Consider the following 20,539-nt stretch of genomic DNA (forward strand, 5'->3'; position numbering starts at 1 on the left):
TGCCATCATACAAATCTATCACAAAATAATATAATTTTTATCAAAATAACTTCTGCACACACTGTGCTATTGAACAGAACCGGTATGTTCCGTATGATACCACTCTTTCTTGTTATGCTTAAAGATCCCGACTATTCCAATCGGTATCCAGCTTACTATATAGAGCAGAAAACCAAATAAATTGAAAATTGTTTTCCGGCTAAGTTTGTTTTCCAATATAAGCCCGGCAAAGGCACTAAGAGCGCCGATACCCAAATACAAATTAAGAGCCACATAGCAGACGGGACGAACCCACAAACTGCATAAAACAAACTGATAGCCAAACAAAATAGAAATTGTGGAGAAAATACTTATGACCAAAAAAACTCCATAACAGAACTGACCCAAAAAATCTCCATAAAGGCTCAGCCAGTCTATTATTTTTCCTTTTTTGAGCAAAAGACCACCGTATCTGCCCTGGACGTCAACAACGCCCTGAGCCCACCTGATTCTCTGCTTAACCGACTTACCGAACTCAGCAGGCTTCTCATCATATACCACTGCCTTTTTAGCAAAGGCAACTTTAATTCCCATCAGTCTAAGTCTGACAGTATATTCAAGGTCCTCGGCAAGGCAGTCGTCAGAAGGCATACAGCGCTTCACAACATCAAACCTCACAGCATACCCGGTTCCGGATATTTTACACCCTATTCCCAGGTTATGGCACGACATTTTAGCAAGCCTGCTTTCAAGAGTATGCCAAACCGAATAGGCCGCTGTCAGCCAGTTTTCGTTCGGATTTTTGCTGTCAACATATCCTTGAACAGCAGAATATCCGCAGTTAAGCATCTCATTCATTCTCATTATACAATCCATATGCACGGTATTATCCGCGTCAAATACGGCAATACAGTCATATTCTTCTCTCAAACTCTTTATATGCTCCACAGCGTATGAAACCGCGGACGATTTATTGTTATTACCAGTACGTTTAACAAGAACTCTCGCTCCATAACTCCTCGCAACAGCAGCCGTATTATCAGAACAATCGTCGGCAACAACAAACACATCATACTTATTCTTTGGATACCTTGAAGCCGAAATACTGCTTAAAAGCTGGCCCAAAACAGCGCCTTCATTATGAGCAGGTATTATAACCGCGAATCTGTTTGTCCGAAAATCTTGTCTTAAGACGTCATTCCTTTTAACAAAAGAGAATACGCCGCAGACGACATAATACGTACCAATAAAAAAGAGGAAAAGCTCTAAGAAATCAACAATGATTTCCAATACGTACGTATGCACAAGCCTCACCCCTTACAATATAGAGAGATTATATAATATTAGACCGCAAATATCAAGTGTGAAATTATTACATTTTTCTAACAATTGCACATACTAATATATACAATTCACACATCATATATGCCATATTTGCCAAAAAAATGGCAAAATTAAGATAAAACAATAAACAACCGGCACAAAAAATTGTGATTTTTTATATTAGACAAAAGTAAATTTATGTGTTATAATAAATGAGTATAAATATAAGTAAGAACTCATGATTTTTTAATATGAAGTGTTTAAAATATTCTGAGTCTGGAGGATTAATGAAAACCAAAACAGTTTTTGTCTGCACAGAATGCGGAAACGAATTTCCAAAGTGGATGGGAAAATGCACAGCCTGCAACTCCTGGAACACATTGGTTGAAGAGACAGTAATTACAAAACAGCCGGGTAAATCTTCGCGCTCAGGCATGAAGTCAGACGCTATTTCGGCTCTTGAAAACGCGGGAGACTCAGCGGTTCCCGAGCATCTGAAAAACATATCAACAACTGACGAAATCAGAACAGGCACAGGTCTTTCTGAATTTGACCGAGTTTTGGGCGGAGGTCTTGTTGCAGGGTCGCTGGTTCTTTTAGGCGGAGACCCGGGTATAGGAAAATCCACTATTCTGCTTCAAATTTGTCAGCACATTGGAAAAACGCAGAAAATATTATATGTTTCCGGCGAGGAATCTCTCAGACAGATAAAATTAAGGGCTGACAGACTGGGTGTGGACAGTGACAATATAAAGATTTTCTCTGAAACCAATACTGAAAACATACTTGAATGTATATCCAGGGAAAAGCCTGATATTCTCATTGTGGATTCGGTTCAGACCATGTTTAACCCCAACGTGAATTCCGCCCCGGGCAGCGTTTCACAGATACGTGACGTAGCTTCCATGCTTATGAGAATAGCCAAGACCTATTCTATCGCAACTTTTTTGGTAGGGCATGTAACCAAGGAAGGCTCTATAGCCGGACCGAAGGTTTTGGAACATATTGTTGACTGCGTTTTATACTTTGAAGGCGACCAAAACCGTTCATACAGAATAATCAGGGCAATAAAAAACAGGTTTGGTTCAACAAATGAGATAGGCGTTTTTGAAATGAATTCATCAGGTCTGTCTGAGATAAAAAATCCATCGTCAGCTATGTTATCAGGCAGACCCCAGGGTGTTCCCGGAAGCTGTATCGTATGCACTATGGAGGGAACAAGGCCTGTGCTTGCTGAAATTCAGGCTTTAGCTACTCCAACTGCTTTTGGTAACCCGCGCAGAATGACCACCGGTGTTGACTTCAACAGAGCTATGATGCTGCTGGCTATTTTAGAAAAGCGCGCCGGGCTTCATCTGTCATCTTATGACACATATATCAACGTTGTAGGCGGTCTCAGAATGGTTGAGCCCGCAGCCGACCTAGGAATAATCATAGCGCTGGCTTCCGGCTTCAAAAACAAGCCGGTTCCGGAAGAGATAGCCGCTGTTGGCGAAGTTGGTTTAACAGGTGAAATCCGTTCCTGCAGTTTTCTTGAGAGCAGAATAATTGAAGCTGAAAAAATGGGATTCAAAAAAATTATTGTTCCTTATATGGGAGCAAAAGACCGGAAAAAGTTTAAAAATATAGAAATCTGTCAATACTCGAATATAACGCAGGTAATGAAAGATATATTTTAAACGGATGTAAACAGACTACGTACTCACAATGTTTGAGTATTGAAATCTATTTTATGCAAAATTTAGAAAGGTGATGTTATTTTATGTTTCAAATTGGTGACAAAGTCTCTTATCCTATGCACGGAGCAGGTATTATAAAATGTGTTGAGGAAGAGAAAATACTCGGTGAGGAACACCAGTATTTTGTTTTAGAGCCCTGCGTTGGTGAACTAGAGATAAAAATTCCCGTCGCACGGATAGAAAAGGTTGGGATAAGATATATAGTATCCGAGAACGAGGCAGACGCTGTCATCAATGACTTCGAAAAATGCAGCTGCGACGAAGATGATAACTGGAATAAGAGATACCGGGATAATCTTGAAAAATTAAAAGACGGAGACTTGTTTGAAATCGCAAGAGTAACAAAAACTTTGATAATGAGAGACAGAAAGAAAAGTCTTTCAAACGCTGAGAGAAAAATGCTCAGCAACGCTAAAACCATATTGATTTCTGAGCTCGTTTTGTCCAAAAACTCGTCGTATTCTGACATTGAAGATATGCTTATGAGCAAAATTTCCTAGCGCGAAAGGATTTAATATATGACTACAGCAATAATCGTAGCCGCCGGCAGCAGCAGCCGTATGAAAACTAATATAAGTAAACAGCTTATTGAGCTTGATGGCATTCCTGTTATAATCAGAACCATAAATGTTTTTGAGTTTCTGTCTGAAATTGATTCTGTATTAATTGTTACCAGAAAATGTGATATTGAAATAATCAAAAAACTGGTATCTGAGCACAATATAAAAAAAGTCAGCGCAGTAATCGAAGGCGGAAGCACAAGACAGGAATCTGTTTTTCTTGGTTTGTCTCATTTAAATTCCGGCAATGATGATATTGTTCTGATACACGACGGCGCGAGACCTTTTGTATCAGCGTCTCATATAAAAGAAATTATATCGGAACTCCGCAGCGGCTCGTCAAAGGCCGCTGCTATTGGCGTACCCGTAAAAGATACAATCAAGCAAACAAACGAACGCGGATATATTAAAAACACTCCTGACAGGAGCAAACTTGTGTCAATACAAACCCCTCAAGGATTCAGATATGGCATTATTATGGAAGCTCATAAAAAAGCCAGGGAATTAAACCTCTCCGTGACTGACGACTGTGCAGTTATTGAAGCTTTAACAAGTGAACCGGTGAAAGTCATAACCGGAGATTATAACAACATAAAAATCACCACTCCCGAAGATATAATCCTTGGGGAAGCTATCATCGCTAAAATTCAAAACAATACATAATACTGGGGTTGTCATACCATGCAAAAAATACTTACGCTCAGCAATATATCTGAAATCAGCGGAATTATCGGCGGCAAAGTTCAAAAGCTCCTATCAGGTGACAGACATCAGATAGAATTTTTTTGCAGCTTTGAAGATTTCGATTTATTATCTTTCAACTACCATGAAATAAAAGATAAACAAGACTCTAAAATCACAATTTATCTCGACAAAGAAAATATATTTTTTATATGTCATGAAGAGCCTATGCTTAGGGTCGCTGAAGAACTTGCCGGAACTGCCGCCTCGGACGGTTCGCTGAACAACGAACAGCTCCTGTATCATTTTTTTGCCAGGCTGCTGAAAAACGATATGGCATGGCTTGATGAATACGAACTCCGCATCACTGATAATGAAGATGAATTTATTTCAGGAGAAGAAAAAGATTTTACAAGGAAAATTATTTCTCTTAGAAAAGACCTGCTGAATTTTAAACGTTACTACCAACAGCTCGAACTAATATTTGACGAGCTCCTGGCAAATGAGAATGATTTGCTCTCAGACAGCGGCGTGCGGTACTGCGGAATAATACAGCGGCGCATAGACCATCTCTTAAACGACGCGGTCAATCTGAGGGACTACATAGCAATGGTTCTCGACTCTTATCAGTCACAGCTTGATTACCGTCAGAACAATCTGATGAAAGTATTCACTGTTGTCACAGCTATCTTTCTTCCTCTTACACTGCTGGCAGGCTGGTATGGAATGAATTTTGATATGCCTGAATTTAAATCCGTTTACGGATACCCGGCAGTAATTGCAGTAAGCGCCGCGATAGTTTTGTTTCTGATAATAATATTTAAAAAGAAAAAGTGGATGTGATATATATCCACCGGAGACCAATATGCTGATTCAATTTGTTATGGTAGGGCTCGGCGGAGCACTGGGATCCATGCTGCGCTATTTAATAAGTTTAATACCTGTTAACAACACCTTTCCGTTTTTGACACTGATAACCAACTTGCTGGGCGCGCTGTTAATAGGGTTTATTGTCGGACTTTCAGATAATCTATTTATATCAAAAAAGTTTTTGTTATTTCTTAAAACCGGTGTATGCGGCGGTTTCACCACGTTTTCAACATTTTCACTTGAAGCCGTACAACTGTTTCAGTGCGGCGAACATTTTTTGGGAACGATTTACGCAATACTCAGTGTCATCCTGTGTCTCTTGGGTATCATTCTCGGAGAATATCTTGGGAGGCTCGCTGTTTAAACAACAAAATTATATCGTAAGTCCATGACTTTCTAAATTATAAAAAAACAGACATAACCGTCTCCGCTTTTACGCATTTGACTGTACAAATAATATTACCGCAAGGAGAGTGAATTTATATTGACAAATAATAATAATGATATTAGAGTCGGCATAGGATATGATGTGCATAAGTTGACCGAAAACAGAAAGCTGATACTAGGCGGAGTTGAAATTAAATACGAAAAAGGTCTTGACGGGCACAGTGACGCTGATGTTTTAATACATGCTGTAATGGACGCTCTTCTCGGTGCCGCAGCGCTAGGCGATATAGGAAAGCATTTTCCGGATTCCGACAAAGAATATAAAGGTGCGGACAGCATTGACCTGCTTAAACATGTAGGCGAGCTGCTGAAAAACCATGGTTATGCTGTAATCAACATAGATTCCGTGATAGCAGCACAGGAACCTAAACTTGCACCGTTTATTGAGCTTATGCGCAGCAATATTTCCTCTGCTCTCAATATAGATACAGACCGCGTCAGCGTAAAAGCCACCACAACGGAAAGACTTGGTTTTGAGGGCCGCTGCGAGGGAATTTCCGCTCAGGCGGTATGCAGTATAAAAAAGGCACAATAAGAATAATCTGATACTGCTAAATAAAAATACCATCCAACATTTCAGCAGTTAATTTTATTCTTATGAAAATCGAACGGCACCCTCCTCTTTTATACCGAAGAGACTAGCTTTTTTAATTGTAATTGTATAGAAAAAATTAGAAATCAATGATTATTGTATTATAATTGAATATAACTGACAATAATAGCATATAATTCCAGATAATTAAGTTTGATTTATAGACTGAAAACGAGTAGAATAGCGTTAGCACTCAAACAAGACGAGTGCTAACAGATTAGATAATTAAATTTAAGGAGGCATATAAAATGAACATTAAACCATTAGGAGACAGAGTAGTCACAAAAATGGCGGAAGCCGAGGAGACAACACAAAGCGGTATTATTTTAGCAGGTTCGGCTAAAGAAAAACCTCAGTTCGCCGAGGTCATTGCAGTAGGTCCAGGCGGAGTTGTTGACGGCAAGGAAGTTAAGATGGAATTAAAAGCCGGCGACAAGGTTATTATGAGCAAATATGCAGGAACAGAAGTTAAACTTGACGGCGAAGAGTATGTTATCATCAGCCAAAAAGATGTTTTGGCTATTGTTGATTAATCCAGACTTATACATTATTTTAGGAGGTAATGCATTATGGCAAAAGAAATAAAGTTCGGTGAAGACGCAAGAAAGGCACTGCAGAGCGGTGTTGATCAGCTTGCAAACACAGTTAAAGTAACACTTGGCCCAAAGGGAAGAAACGTTGTTCTTGACAAGAAATACGGCGCTCCGCTCATCACAAATGACGGCGTTACAATAGCTAAAGATATTGAACTCGAAGACGCTTTTGAAAATATGGGAGCACAGCTTGTTAAAGAAGTTGCTACAAAAACAAACGACGTAGCCGGAGACGGTACTACTACCGCTACTCTTTTAGCTCAGGCGCTAGTCAGAGAAGGACTGAAAAACGTTACAGCCGGTGCTAATCCTATGATAGTTAAAAAGGGTATCAAGAAAGCTGTTGACGTAGCTGTTGACAAAATTGTTGAAAACAGCAAGGCTATCGACGGAAAGAACGATATAGCCCGCGTAGCTTCTATCTCTGCCGCAGACGAAACAGTAGGCACACTTATTGCCGAAGCTATGGAGAAAGTTACAAACAACGGCGTTATTACTGTTGAAGAATCAAAGACTGCTGAGACATATTCTGAAATAGTTGAAGGTATGCAGTTCGACAGAGGTTATATAACTCCTTACATGGTAACAGACACCGAAAAGATGGAAGCTGTAATCGACGACGCTTATATCCTTATCACAGACAAAAAAATCTCAAACATTCAGGAACTTCTTCCTCTGCTTGAGAAAATCGTTCAGGAAGGTAAAAAGCTTGTTATCATTGCTGAAGATATCGAAGGAGAGGCTCTCTCTACTCTTATCGTTAACAAACTCCGCGGAACATTTACATGCGTAGCTGTAAAAGCTCCGGGATTCGGCGACAGAAGAAAAGAAATGCTTCAGGATATCGCTATTCTGACCGGCGGACAGGTGATTTCAGATGAGCTTGGCCTCGACTTAAAAGAAACTCAGACAAACCAGCTCGGCCGTGCGCGTCAGGTTAAAGTTACAAAAGAAAATACTATTATTGTTGACGGAATGGGCAACAAAGATGACATCAACGCAAGAGTTCATCAGATATTGGCTCAAATCGAAGAAACAACATCAGAGTTTGACAAAGAGAAGCTTCAAGAACGCTTAGCTAAGCTTTCAGGCGGAGTTGCCGTTATAAAAGTAGGCGCAGCTACAGAAGTTGAAATGAAAGAAAAGAAACTCAGAATTGAAGACGCTCTCGCAGCTACACGTGCAGCTGTTGAAGAAGGTATCGTAGCAGGCGGCGGTACTGCATTTATTAATGCTCTCCCGGCTATCGAAGAACTTATGAACTCACTCGAAGGAGATGAAAAAACAGGTGCTCAAATCGTGCTGAACGCTCTTGAAGAGCCTGTTAGACAAATCGCATACAACGCCGGTGTTGAGGGAAGCGTTATCGTTAATAAGATAAAAGACAGTGAAGTTGGTGTTGGATACAACGCTCTCACAGGCGAGTATGTTGATATGCTCAAAGTTGGTATAGTAGACCCGACAAAGGTTACAAGAAGCGCAATCCAGAACGCTTCAAGCATTGCGTCTATGATTCTTACTACAGAAAGCGTTGTAGCTGATAAGCCTGACCCGGCTGCTGACGCTGCTGCAGCTGCTGCTATGGGCGCAGGCGGCGGAATGTATTAATATAAATATCATCACAAATAGAGGTTTTTAGCATATTATACTACTATCAAGGAGTTGATGGCAGTATGATAAATCAAATCTTGTTGGTGTTTGTTGGTATATTTGCAATAATCGGTCTTATTACATTCCTTTATGGCATTGTGGAAGGACTCAGTCATGAGAAAAAAACTGAGGTTCCGTCTGAACTTGTCGTATTTGTCAAGAATCAGGAAAACGATGTGGAGGGGCTTTTGAGACAGCTGTCCGGGAAATTGACTTCCGGAAACGCAAACATAACAGTCAGCGGACTTTCAGTTGTCGATTATGGTTCTTCTGACTCGACCGCCGAAATTCTTAAAAAACTGCAAACAGACATCGACGTCTTAAACTTCTATACAAAAGACGAATATATTAATCATATAAACAATTTAAATAATCTCACTTAATAATACTGATTATTTAAATAAAAAGTTCTCTCCCTCTGTGAAAATTCACAGAGGGATTTTTTTGTTAAATATATTCAAATTGTTCATTAATTATTTTTTATTTTAATACAGTCAGCTGTTAATGTAAGAGCCCGATAATTGGCAAGGCTGCAATAATTAAAAGATAATTAAATGTGTTTTATGCAAACAACGGCAGTGCATGCTTGCACGCTTCGACAGGTGAGCCGTCATATCACGCTAAGCGCAAACATACTTAGAAAAGTTCATTATAAACCTTATTTTAATAAATTTTCAGCAACTGCGCACCTTACGCAGCAGATTTCATCCGCCTTCACAACTAAGTCTGATTATTGACATTGTAAATTAATCAAAACAAGTCACTTTGAATCACACCCGTCTTTCAGGTTCAGTCAAAGCCATACAATTCATACTATACCTCATTTTTATATAACTTTTTATTTAAAATATTATCCTATATACCGTTGTTTACAAAAAAACACTCTTAATTTTTCTGTCTAGTTTTCTGTTAACCTTGCAAATAATTTACAATAATTTATTACTATAATAACTTTGATTATTATAAAAACTTCGAAAACATATTCCATTCACCAATAGTAATATGATATTTTACAAACTAGTTTTAAGATAAGTGATAAAAAAAGACTGCTGAATTCGCGCAGCAGTCCATTAAATACAAATTAATTATATAGCATGTTAAAACATATGTTGCAAATTTATAAAAATCACAGAATTTATTATAAAATTCCTATACTTATTTCATTAATCATTATCTTATTTGCCTTCGCAGCCGTGCTTCTCTTCTCCGCACTTATGTTCGCCGCATGAATGTTCATGATGACTGCACTTAACATTAGGATTATAACCCAAGTTTCCATCTATCAATGCTTTCACAGCGTCGTCAGCATTTCCTGAAACACCGCCATAAAGGGTGATACCTGCCTCAGATAAAGCATTCCGGGCGCCTCCTCCTATACCGCCGCAAATCAAAGTATCAACTTCATTTTCAACTAAAAAACCTGCAAGAGCCCCGTGACCGCTGCCCATGGTGTTAACAACATTGGAGTCAATTATCGTTTTGTCTTCAATATTATAAATCTTAAAATTTTCAGTATGTCCAAAATGCTGGAACACTTCACCATTATCATAAGTTACTGCAACCTTCATTTTACCTTCTCCTTTTTTCTTTACAACTAAATTTTTTATTGATTTTAATTTTTTACACCTTTTTCCACAGCATTTGTTTACCGAACCTTCGCAAATCCGATAGTTTCCTCCTGTGATACATAATATTTTTCCATTAGCAATACTGTCAGCAATTTTAAAACGTGCCTTTTCATACATATCTGTAACCGTAACTCTTGAAACTCCCATAAGTTCAGCACACTGCTGATGGGTCTTTTTTTCAAGGTCAATTAATCTTACCGCCTCATACTCATCAACAGAAATCATACATTTCTCAGCATTTTCAACGCCAAGCGGTGCAAAACTGTTAAACTTAGGCTCTTCACATATTCTTCTGCATTTAAAAGGTCTTGACATAACTCACCTCCATTACCGACATATGTCGATAATATTATATACTATATATTCATGAAAATCAAGTATTTTTTAAAAAATATATGTTTATAAATTATAAAAATAAATTATTTAATATACAAACAGCTTGTTTTATTGATAAATTTAATTTTAATAATAATTATTTATAAATATGAGTTATAAGATTTTTATTTAATAGGATAAAAAAGTAAAAATATATTTACTTATATTGAAAAGAGTTGTATAATAGAAGAAAAGATTTATAATGTTCAATATTTTATAAATTATAAAACAATATTATTTGAGAATTGAAAATATTATGTAAAAACTATTTTATCGCATTACTTAAAACCAAGTAAAGAATAAAAATAGAAGCATAAAGCAGTATTAAAAAATATCTAAAATAACAGTTCGAACCTGAAGCTCCCATAAAATGTCAGGGAGGTTCGCACCACTTTTAAACAGAAATATATGAGAAAATTTTAAATATGACTAAGGTATAGAATACATTTAATATATATTATTCTTATTTAATATAAAAATACATAATTATGATACCTTAACAAATTTATTTTTGTATATTTTCGCTGTCGCACTCTACACGAGTGCGTGGATTGAAATCTCTGTGTCAAGTCAATTTTCCTACACCTGTATTCCGGTCGTACTCTATATGAGTGCGTGGATTTAAATTAGATAATACTTATCAATAGTGTGTTTCGGACAATCGTGTCGCACTCTATACGAGTGCGTAGATGCGACGTATATACTTTGGTAAATCTCTGTATCGTCGTCCTATGCGAGTTTGTGGATTGATATTTCTATCTTTGTACAAATAATGATTAACTTTATAGTCTCAACTTATATTTAAAGATAAATAAAATTATTAAAAACTCATAGGTCAAAATCGCCTATACAAATTTTGTGGCTTCCCCTCTGCTATTGGCAGAAACTTACGTTGACATTAAGTAAATTTACATATATTTTAATCTATCTCATATATGTTTTGGAACAAAATAGTAAAACAGTTTATTATAAATGTGAAAAATTCTGCCATACTGGGTATGTATAAAACTATAATATATTACATGCAAAATAATCATAAAAGTCTTCAATATAAATACGTAAATATTATTTATCTACTTTTTAACCAATATTAAGTTATGCAACATGCCATGAGAAGAATGTGCATTCAACCATGTTTGCTCCGCGATACAAATGACAATTCCTATTGTTTCCTATATAGAAATAGACTGAAATTAAATTTCCAATTCAAAATTAAATCTAATTTATTGTCATACCTTATACTCACTCTAGATTAAAATAAGCTTTCCAAAAAACTTTATACGTCTGCAAAATTGTTATTCATAAATGAATAATTTTTATAAAAAACTTATTATACAATATACAGATATATACACTAAGTTTGTGTGTTCAATTGCATATATGTCCTGCACAGTAGAGATAGAATATTTGATACAAAATGCGCAGACGCAGCAAATTATCGGTCCTATGTAAAACTGTCGATTAAAAATAAACTTATATGATGACAAAATCAGTGTCATTTTCCGCTACAATATGCAAATAGAAATATATAAACATTTACTTTATTATAATAGTAAGAATATCAAACAAAACGGAAGATGTTGGATTGAAACGAGGGATATGGGAATGATAATCCCGGTGCAAAATTGTCGCACCCATAAAGGGTGCGTGGATTAAATAAACATATATTTGGAATCTGCTTTGAATGGACGTTCTATTTTAAAACACCACGATATAAGATTATAAAAATACTTTTGCTATTGTTTGCTTTATGATATGTTAAACATTCGCATCAAAAGCTAATGATGTGTAAATTAGTTCGTATGATTTACATATATAATTTATACTCAAATTTGTTTTCTCTCTGCTAACACTAACTATCTTATACGGCAAACAAAAAAGACAGCCTATCATTCGAATTGCTGTCCGCATTTTGTTTTATACTTAATTTCAATATTGAAATTAAACATATTTATTCATTTTTATTTCTTAAAATAATATTTGGTAATTGCTTGCTATATATCATTGCCAGACTGGGTTATGTAAAATAATTTTCATAAGACAAATATCGTCGCCCATTTTTATACTTTTGAGCAATTCTACATCAATATCACAATCAAATTCCTTTTCAAAAAGAACCTTGCTGTAACCTGTAGTGCACTGACACCATGTATTTGTCTCTAATTTATCCACTTCGGAAAGCATTGGACAAGGGCAAAAATCAAATTGCAGAAAAAGTTCTCCGTCTTTACAAAAAAGCCCGGCTTCTTTTGCTTTCTCTGTATTTGCAAATTCTTCTATATTTGATGAATCTGACTTCAGTTCCATTACAAGTGCAATTTTTTCGTCCATTTCGTAACCACATTGACAGTTCATTCTTATTTTCTTTATTGTTTCGGTTTCAAAATTGTTTTCTAAGCGAATCATTGATGACTTTACCCAATCAGAATTATTTTCTGCTTTTGACATATTGTCTTTACCATACACCACTTCATTCGCTATATCCTCATTGCTTTCAGCCCTTACAGCTTCATAAATTATATTCTCTTGAATTTTTCTAATATCGAACATAGTTTCCTCCATATATTAAATATTTATTGATTAATAGAATTTCTAACAAAACACATATTACTGTACTTCTAAACACTAATAATATTTTAGGAACAGTAATTTATATTTTATTTTCTATACAATGTTTCTTTATTAACTTATTTGGTATATGAGCTCCAAATCCACTCCGGTGAAGTATTACTGAACACCATTAATTATATAAATAAATATATCTTCTGACTTCTGAATTCTTGCTCTAATTAAATTGGAATACATAAATCCATAACAACTCTATGACTCTTTCTGTCAATGCCGTGATAAATATTCAATCCATACCTCTGAGTCATTTTATAACCGCTTTGAGGCATCCAAACACTGAAAATCCCTTGTAATATCTCATAAATATCTTCGATTTTTCCATCATAATGATACACAATACATTTGCCGCCTTTAATCTCCGTAACATTATTCAAATTACAGTTTCGGTCTGCCGTCATGCAAATGTCACAAATACACTGCGACAGATTTGTTATAGCAGGGTCATTATAAAATCGCTCCACCAGAACTGTATTTTCATTTAAATAAATATTATATCTATCTAAAAACTGATACCAGTTCTCTTCAATATCTTCGTAACTTCCAATAAACCGCTCATAAATCACAAAAAAGTTATTAAGTTCTTGAATGTCAATTCGTGCGGAATACTCATCTGCAGTTTTAAAATTAACAACTCTCTCCGGTGTAAACGGAACTGTCATACTATTAGCCGGAATTGACTGTTTAAACATAGTGGGAGAAATATTACGATGTTTTTTAAACACCGAGCTATAATTGGAAGAACTGTATCCGTAATCCAATCCAATATCTGTAATTGTTTTAGCTGGGTTCAGTTTTATATCTACAGCGCTCTGGTCAACCTTACACCGTTTAATAAATGCATAAACGCTTTCACCGGTTTCTTCTTTGAAAATTCGGCTGAAATGGAATTTTGATATATAAAATTCAGAAGCCAAAATATCAAGTGATAAATCTTTATCTAAATGCTGCATTATATAGTCAATACTTTGATTAACAAGCTCTTTTCTATCCATATATCCCATTCCTCCACAATTTTATTACTCTTATTATCCACTATCCAACTAGGGTTTGTCAATCTTATGTTGCTGCACATCTCATTAGATAAGCTGCCATATCACACCTAGTATAAACTTTAAACAGTTTGCCATAATCCTTTTTACTAATAAATTTTTCCGCAACTGCGCACCTTACGCGGCAGATTTCATCTGCATTCCGATGTTTGCAAGAGCACATTTTTATATAATATTAATATTATTTTTATGATATATGACCTTAACATTTGTGTCCAATTTATTGTAGCCTAACCAATTTTATATAAAGTGTTATTTGGGCTACATATATCTTACAGTCGCAGTCATAATTTGCCTATTCATATTATTGACATTGTAGGTTCTAAGTTAAAGTGTCATTGCGACTGTACACATCTTTCAGATACGATAAAAGTTACTCCTCAGACGCTTGCTAGCCACATTTTTATATAATTATTTATATTACTCAGCCTTTTTATTTCTCTTCATATTATTGCAGCCTTTACAATATATTGCATAAAACATATATAAGCATCTGCTTAAAAATAATATTTTTATACACTTCCATTAAATATCTGCAAATATAGAAACTGCCCGCGTTTGCTCACCAGTAAAGTTTGGTGCGCAAAACGCGGGCAGTTCTGTTATTTTTATTATATATAACACTTCAGCCGCTTCAATTCAACCCATATAAAGCAAGCTGAATCAACGCAGTTATATTTATTTCATAGCTTCTTCAACAGCAACGGCTACTGCAACAGTAGCGCCTACCATTGGGTTATTGCCCATTCCTATAAGTCCCATCATCTCTACGTGGGCAGGAACGGATGAAGAGCCGGCAAACTGTGCGTCACTGTGCATTCTTCCCATTGTGTCTGTCATACCATATGAAGCCGGACCGGCTGCCATATTATCCGGGTGAAGAGTTCTTCCTGTACCGCCGCCGCTGGCAACTGAGAAATACTTCTTGCCCTGCTCGATACATTCTTTCTTATATGTTCCTGCTACAGGATGCTGGAATCTTGTCGGATTGGTTGAGTTACCTGTTATAGATACATCAACGCCCTCAAGATGCATGATAGCAACACCCTCGCGCACGTCGTCTGCACCGTAGCAGCGAACCTTTGAACGCTCGCCGTCTGAATATTTTATTTCCTTAACAACCTTAACTTCACCGGTGTAGTAGTCAAACTGAGTTTGAACATATGTAAACCCATTTATTCTTGAAATAATTTGAGCCGCGTCCTTACCAAGACCGTTCAGGATAACTCTCAAGTCTTCCTTCCTAGCTTTGTTAGCGCTCTTTGCAAGACCTATAGCGCCTTCAGCAGCCGCAAATGACTCATGACCTGCCAAAAAGGCAAAGCATTTTGTCTCTTCTCTCAATAGTCTGGCGCCCAAATTTCCGTGACCTATTCCAACCTTTCTGTCATCTGCAACACTGCCAGGGATACAGAAAGACTGGAGACCAAGACCTATTTTCTCAGCTGCATCAGCAGCATTGGTACATCCGTCTTTAATAGCAATGGCAGCGCCGACTGTATATGCCCAGCAGGCATTTTCGAAACATATCGGCTGAATATCCTTTACTATCTGATAAGCGTCAACACCCTTATCGTCACAAATCTGCTTTGCTTCTTCAATAGAAGAAATTCCATGCTTTTCTAGCTCTGCATTGATTTGCTCAATTCTTCTTTCATAACTCTCAAATAAAGCCATATCTAAATTCCTCCTATTCTTATTCGTGACGCGGGTCAATCAGTTTAACTGCATCGTCAACCCGTCCGTACTGACCGCTCGCCTTTTCCAAAGCTTCGTTTGCGTCCATACCATTTGTAATCATTTCCATCATTTTTCCGAGATGAACAAACTTATATCCTATAATAGTGTCGTTTTCATCCACAGCACATTTAGTAATATATCCTTCTGCAAGTTCAAGATATCTAGGACCTTTAGCAAGTGTAGCATATGTAGTACCAACCTGGCTTCTAAGACCTTTACCTAAATCTTCAAGACCGGCTCCTATAGGCAGTCCATCTTCTGAAAATGCTGTCTGAGTACGTCCATAGGCAATCTGTAGGAACAGTTCTCTCATTGCTGTGTTAATAGCGTCACAGACCAAATCTGTATTGAGGGCCTCTAAAATTGTCTTACCGACAAGAATTTCAGACGCCATAGCTGCTGAATGCGTCATACCGCTGCAGCCTACTGTCTCAATCAGCGCCTCCTGGATAACCCCTTCCTTAACATTAAGAGTAAGCTTACATGTGCCCTGCTGAGGTGCACACCAGCCAATTCCGTGGGTCAAGCCTGAAATGTCTGTAACTTCTTTAGCCTGCGTCCATTTTCCCTCCTGAGGAATAGGCGCAGGACCGTGATACGCACCCTTCGCCAAGGGGCACATCGCTTCTACTTCACTTGAATACTTCATATGTTTGCTCCTTTCATTTTGCGGAACACCGATTTAGGCAAAAAAAATAAATACAAATGCACCCTTTCGGCTGCAAAACCGCCAAAATTCGATTGAAACCGCTTACTGTGATAATTATATCATAAAATTATAATTATGCAACAGGATAATTTAATTTTTTTAATTTCTGAAAACAGTTTGGGGCATTTGACAAAATCTTGACAAAGTATATTGCGTAAGGCGTAAATTTTGCATAAATAACTCCCCGGGAAAATATCGAAGATGCAGTTCTGTCTATGAAAACAGAGCTGCACTTTCCGTATCTCCCAGGGAGTTATATTTAATTGATCATAATAAAGAAGTCAGTTTAATCACTAAGCGGTATCATTTGTTCAAACGAATTCCAAATAAACGCTTTTGCTGTCTGTCCGTCAGATACCGGAATATCAAAACCTGAAACAGTAAGTTTTCCGTTAGACATATTATCTAAACCGACAGGTTTTGAATCGTAGACGCTCATTCTGCCGTCAGCGTCATAAACGCAAACTACTGCTAATATATCACTTTCAGGAGCATAATTCATATCGGCAGTAACAGATGTGACTTTTCCTCCGTCTATAACGGCTTTAGCATTGCTAAACGCCATACTTCCAACCGTCACGTCAAATTCAACTGTAAGTCCGTTATCAGTAACAGCGGTTATCTTTGCGGAACCTTCTCTGAGTGCTGTAAACTTAGCTGTGCAAACACCGTTATTATCAGCTGAAACAGCATTGTCTTTAACCATTGCAACACTCTCATCAGAAGATACGAATGTCACCAAAGACGTGCTGTCAGCAGGAGTAATTTTTGTCTTAATATCAACATTATCTCCGGCGTTTAAAACTATCCTTTTCTCAGACACAGCTTCATGCTTCTCAGCAGGCTTGCTGTCGTCAGAACTATTTGGCGTGAATTTTAGATTTTGAAGTGTAAATGTTATCTCAATCTTTGACGGTGTATCCGATGAAGTAAAGTTAACAGTATGGTTACTTGACGAAACTTCTTTGACAGCCGAACCGTCCCAACCGTTTATAGGATCGTTTGTATCAAATACGCTGTTTTCTTTTAATGCTGACTTAAAGTCCGTCTTGGTTATTGTAAGCGAAACACCATCAAGCTTAATTGAATCATATCTTATATCACAGCTGTCAAGGGGCGATTTTACAGCCTGACCTGTTGCTACAGCATTATCCTTTATATAGACTGAAGTCAAATTTTTAAGATATTTTATACCGGCAGTTTTGGCTTTATCAGATAAATCGGTTGCAGTATCAAACGAAACAGTATATTGACCGTCTCCCTTTACCTTTATTGGCGTGCCTATCTCATTTGCCGCATAAAGAGAATCGTTATAATATACATTTGCAGCTAGTTCTATGGATTCATCAGAAGAGGACTCTGTAACTGTAACCGGAACGGTTTTAGTAATTCCGCTCGAGGACATAACCGTTATATATGTCTGACCCGCTGAAACACCAACAATTTTGCCGAGAGGATTGATAGTTGCAACCCTCGGATTTGATGATGAATAAATCAATGAATCAGTATTATCGGCAGGCTCAGCCGAAACACTCATATTAACATATTTATCTTTCATCACCTGATAGCTTTCACTGTCAGTTAATATTGAGGTTATTTGCTTATCTGAATTTTTAGGAAGAACTCTTACTGTCATTTCCGCCTCTTTAGAGCCGCTCTGCGAAAATGCTGTTATAGTCGCGTATCCTATCTTTCTTCCTCTTATCATTCCTCTTGAAACAGTAGCAACCGAGTCGTCGCTGGATTTCCACAGCAAAACGTCATTTGTTCCCAACGGCTGAACCTCTGCGCTTACTGTGACGCTGTCACCATACTCAATATCAATATTGGCGTCTGATAAAGATATATCGGTTATATTGGTTATAGCAGGATTGATAGCTATATCAGTCATATCATAACTCTTATTTTTGCTTGACGGAGTAAGATAGACGCCTCTCATCATAGCGTCGGTGATGGTCTTAAATATCGGAGCGTTTCCCTCACGGTTCCAAACTGAGAATGTTGAATCCGGCTTCTGGGTCAAATCAAACCATCCCTGATCCCAAACACACGGAACAACCTTTCCAACCTGGCAAGCACGAGTAACTATTTCATCAAACCATGCCCTGTCTATGTCATTATATCCGCTCGGATTAGCACTGTTCATCTTATTTCTGTTTCCGTACTCTCCCAATATAATTGGAACTTTATGTTTCTTTACCATCTTTGTCAAAGCCGATACAACCTCATATACCTCTGAATATGTCCAGCTAGTTTTAGTGCTTGACTTATATATATGAGCTGAGAACATAAGACGGTTGCTGGAATTATAGTAATCAGTCGGCAATGCGAATCCGCTTTGCGTTCCACCATTTGCATAGTGAGATACTGCTGACAGCCAGCGTTTAGTATTATTTGAGCCTGTAGAACGCACTACATTGACGAATATCTGATTTAAATTCACTATAACAGGCGTATCTTTAGTAATAGCAGCAGACGAATTCTTGTCGCTGCCTTCCATACAAGTTAGTTCGTTTGCCGATTCAAATATAAGATGCTCGTCATAATCCTTAAAATGCTCAGCTATATGTCTCCATACGCATTCAAACTTTTCATATACCTTATCTATATCGTCAGCGGCAACTCTCAGCCAGCCGTCCTGCTCCGCTCCGTCATGATGGATATTAATTATAGTATACATATCAAGCGAGGTACAATAATCAACTATATCCTGAACACGGTTTATCCACGCGTCATTGATTGCATAACCATTTTCATCGTCAATCATATCCCCCCATGTAACAGGAACACGAACCGTATTGAACCCAGCGTCATGAACAGCCTTGATTATTTCCTGAGTTGTTACAACACTCTGCCATGCTGTTTCTGCCGGATGAAAACCTGTATGACCGTCCATAGTATTGCCAAGATTCCAGCCAACACCCATTTCATATATAGTGTTATCACCGCTTATTATTCTAAAATCCATTGGATTTGAAGATTCCGTGCTGTCAACAAACAAAAGTTTAGATTTAGCTTTTTCTAAATCTGCTCTAGCACTGGCATATTTTGTATCGGCAACAGAACTGTTATAAACTGACTGGGCTGTAGTTACCGCTTTTTGGAACGTTGACCAGGAATCAGGCTGATATTTTGACTCATCCATCCCGGCACAGTAATCAAGACTTAATTTAAGTCTTTTTTTATCAGTCATCACGCCCGGGTCTTCTGTCTCAGGAGCCAAATAATAATACCCGGTTAAAGTTGCGTCATATCCTGAGTTTTCTAAAAACGAGATATTGATTCCTTTCAAAGTTCCTGAGGTGAGCGAAGCTTTTACATCAGCAACCGACAAATATGCCGTGTAAACACCGTCCGATAAAATAGAATCGCCTATCTTTATCTTGTTATCATTCCATCCGCCCCAGGCGGTGTCAAACGGTTGAACTGTGAAAATTTCCGTATCATCGGTCACAGTACCCGTTACAGTATATGTAACTTTTATATAACTGCTGTTTAGCAAATCCGCACCCTGAACGGTTTGAATATACCCGTCAAATGTTCCGTCTGTCCCCACTCTGTTAGTGGTATCCGTTACTTTTTCCAGTACGCTGGTTTCTACCATACCGTCCCACGGGTTAGCCGCAAAAACTGTTACCATACCAGCAGAAGTCCCAGCAATACCTAAAACCCATGTTAATACAAAAGCTAATAGTTTTTTTAAATGCACAAAAATACCCCCTCTAAAATATTTTTACTTTCATATTTTTCATTATATAGCATTTTATACAATACTTCAAGCTAAAAACTTAAAAAAATATTAAAAACTCATATATAATAACAATAAAACTGTATTTTTCAAGAATACAAATATATTGAAAATTATAATAAACATCATAACATAAAAAATTTTTATTATATATACTTCAACATACTTAAATATTTCACTTATATACAGACTAAACCCTTATATAAAAGTTGCTGCCAAAACATAATT

16 protein-coding genes are annotated in these 20,539 nt (G+C 37.2%); 9 read left to right on the forward strand and 7 right to left on the reverse strand.

Annotated elements, in window-relative coordinates:
- Positions 1-66: 66 nt before the first annotated feature.
- Positions 67-1,284: a glycosyltransferase family 2 protein gene (locus B9O19_RS03025; RefSeq protein ID WP_158648900.1), complete on the reverse strand. Its 1,218-nt coding sequence runs from the start codon at positions 1,282-1,284 to the stop codon at positions 67-69.
- 305 nt (positions 1,285-1,589) lie between these two features.
- Here B9O19_RS03025 and radA point away from each other — a divergent pair, with 305 nt between their 5' ends.
- The 9 genes from radA to B9O19_RS03070 all read left to right on the forward strand — a co-directional run bounded on the left by radA (position 1,590) and on the right by B9O19_RS03070 (position 8,817).
- Positions 1,590-2,981: a DNA repair protein RadA gene (gene radA / locus B9O19_RS03030; RefSeq protein ID WP_245862994.1), complete on the forward strand. Its 1,392-nt coding sequence runs from the start codon at positions 1,590-1,592 to the stop codon at positions 2,979-2,981.
- 83 nt (positions 2,982-3,064) lie between these two features.
- A complete protein-coding gene (locus tag B9O19_RS03035; protein ID WP_102365033.1) occupies positions 3,065-3,541 on the forward strand; it encodes a CarD family transcriptional regulator in 477 nt (158 codons plus the stop codon).
- 18 nt (positions 3,542-3,559) lie between these two features.
- A complete protein-coding gene (gene ispD / locus B9O19_RS03040; protein WP_102365034.1) occupies positions 3,560-4,264 on the forward strand; it encodes a 2-C-methyl-D-erythritol 4-phosphate cytidylyltransferase in 705 nt (234 codons plus the stop codon).
- An 18-nt stretch (positions 4,265-4,282) separates the two neighbouring features.
- A complete protein-coding gene (locus B9O19_RS03045) occupies positions 4,283-5,125 on the forward strand; it encodes a magnesium transporter CorA family protein (RefSeq protein WP_102365035.1) in 843 nt (280 codons plus the stop codon).
- Between the two features lie 28 nt (positions 5,126-5,153).
- Complete coding sequence (gene crcB, locus B9O19_RS03050; RefSeq protein ID WP_102366591.1) at positions 5,154-5,516, forward strand: fluoride efflux transporter CrcB; 363 nt, start codon at positions 5,154-5,156, stop codon at positions 5,514-5,516.
- Positions 5,517-5,657: 141 nt separating this feature from the next.
- The gene (gene ispF, locus B9O19_RS03055; protein ID WP_102366592.1) at positions 5,658-6,134 is read left to right on the forward strand and encodes a 2-C-methyl-D-erythritol 2,4-cyclodiphosphate synthase; all 477 of its coding nucleotides are present in this window, start codon (positions 5,658-5,660) and stop codon (positions 6,132-6,134) included.
- 305 nt (positions 6,135-6,439) lie between these two features.
- Positions 6,440-6,724: a co-chaperone GroES gene (locus B9O19_RS03060; RefSeq protein WP_102365036.1), complete on the forward strand. Its 285-nt coding sequence runs from the start codon at positions 6,440-6,442 to the stop codon at positions 6,722-6,724.
- Positions 6,725-6,760: 36 nt separating this feature from the next.
- Entirely contained in the window at positions 6,761-8,392 is a 1,632-nt protein-coding gene (gene groL, locus B9O19_RS03065) for a chaperonin GroEL (protein WP_102365037.1), read from the forward strand.
- A 65-nt stretch (positions 8,393-8,457) separates the two neighbouring features.
- Positions 8,458-8,817, forward strand: a complete 360-nt coding sequence (locus B9O19_RS03070) for a hypothetical protein (protein WP_102365038.1) — start codon at positions 8,458-8,460, stop codon at positions 8,815-8,817.
- 792 nt (positions 8,818-9,609) lie between these two features.
- On the opposite strand, the gene B9O19_RS03075 is transcribed toward B9O19_RS03070, so the two are convergent.
- From B9O19_RS03075 to B9O19_RS03100, 6 genes are all read right to left on the reverse strand, one after another.
- Entirely contained in the window at positions 9,610-10,377 is a 768-nt protein-coding gene (locus B9O19_RS03075; protein ID WP_102365039.1) for a DUF134 domain-containing protein, read from the reverse strand.
- Between the two features lie 2,061 nt (positions 10,378-12,438).
- On the reverse strand, positions 12,439-12,987 hold the full coding sequence (locus B9O19_RS03080) for a DUF6144 family protein (protein ID WP_102365040.1): 549 nt from the start codon (positions 12,985-12,987) through the stop codon (positions 12,439-12,441).
- Between the two features lie 239 nt (positions 12,988-13,226).
- Complete coding sequence (locus tag B9O19_RS03085; protein ID WP_102365041.1) at positions 13,227-14,057, reverse strand: AraC family transcriptional regulator; 831 nt, start codon at positions 14,055-14,057, stop codon at positions 13,227-13,229.
- Positions 14,058-14,792: 735 nt separating this feature from the next.
- Entirely contained in the window at positions 14,793-15,791 is a 999-nt protein-coding gene (locus tag B9O19_RS03090) for a GGGtGRT protein (protein WP_102365042.1), read from the reverse strand.
- Positions 15,792-15,810: 19 nt separating this feature from the next.
- Positions 15,811-16,503 carry an iron-sulfur cluster assembly scaffold protein gene (locus B9O19_RS03095; protein ID WP_102365043.1) on the reverse strand — a complete coding sequence of 231 codons (693 nt, stop codon included), beginning with the start codon at positions 16,501-16,503 and terminating at the stop codon, positions 15,811-15,813.
- Between the two features lie 346 nt (positions 16,504-16,849).
- On the reverse strand, positions 16,850-20,272 hold the full coding sequence (locus B9O19_RS03100) for a cellulase family glycosylhydrolase (RefSeq protein WP_102365044.1): 3,423 nt from the start codon (positions 20,270-20,272) through the stop codon (positions 16,850-16,852).
- Between the last annotated feature and the right edge of the window lie 267 nt (positions 20,273-20,539).

Origin of the sequence: Monoglobus pectinilyticus, from assembly GCF_002874775.1 — a bacterium.
Lineage (GTDB): Bacteria > Bacillota > Clostridia > Monoglobales > Monoglobaceae > Monoglobus > Monoglobus pectinilyticus.

Coding starts and splice junctions, on each gene's coding strand:
- radA (WP_245862994.1), top strand. CDS start 1,590: ATGAAAACCAAAACAGTTTTTGTCTGCACAGAATGCGGAAACGAATTT.
- B9O19_RS03035 (WP_102365033.1), top strand. CDS start 3,065: ATGTTTCAAATTGGTGACAAAGTCTCTTATCCTATGCACGGAGCAGGT.
- ispD (WP_102365034.1), top strand. CDS start 3,560: ATGACTACAGCAATAATCGTAGCCGCCGGCAGCAGCAGCCGTATGAAA.
- B9O19_RS03045 (WP_102365035.1), top strand. CDS start 4,283: ATGCAAAAAATACTTACGCTCAGCAATATATCTGAAATCAGCGGAATT.
- B9O19_RS03060 (WP_102365036.1), top strand. CDS start 6,440: ATGAACATTAAACCATTAGGAGACAGAGTAGTCACAAAAATGGCGGAA.
- groL (WP_102365037.1), top strand. CDS start 6,761: ATGGCAAAAGAAATAAAGTTCGGTGAAGACGCAAGAAAGGCACTGCAG.
- B9O19_RS03070 (WP_102365038.1), top strand. CDS start 8,458: ATGATAAATCAAATCTTGTTGGTGTTTGTTGGTATATTTGCAATAATC.
- B9O19_RS03075 (WP_102365039.1), bottom strand. CDS start 10,377: ATGTCAAGACCTTTTAAATGCAGAAGAATATGTGAAGAGCCTAAGTTT.
- B9O19_RS03080 (WP_102365040.1), bottom strand. CDS start 12,987: ATGTTCGATATTAGAAAAATTCAAGAGAATATAATTTATGAAGCTGTA.
- B9O19_RS03085 (WP_102365041.1), bottom strand. CDS start 14,057: ATGGATAGAAAAGAGCTTGTTAATCAAAGTATTGACTATATAATGCAG.
- B9O19_RS03090 (WP_102365042.1), bottom strand. CDS start 15,791: ATGGCTTTATTTGAGAGTTATGAAAGAAGAATTGAGCAAATCAATGCA.
- B9O19_RS03095 (WP_102365043.1), bottom strand. CDS start 16,503: ATGAAGTATTCAAGTGAAGTAGAAGCGATGTGCCCCTTGGCGAAGGGT.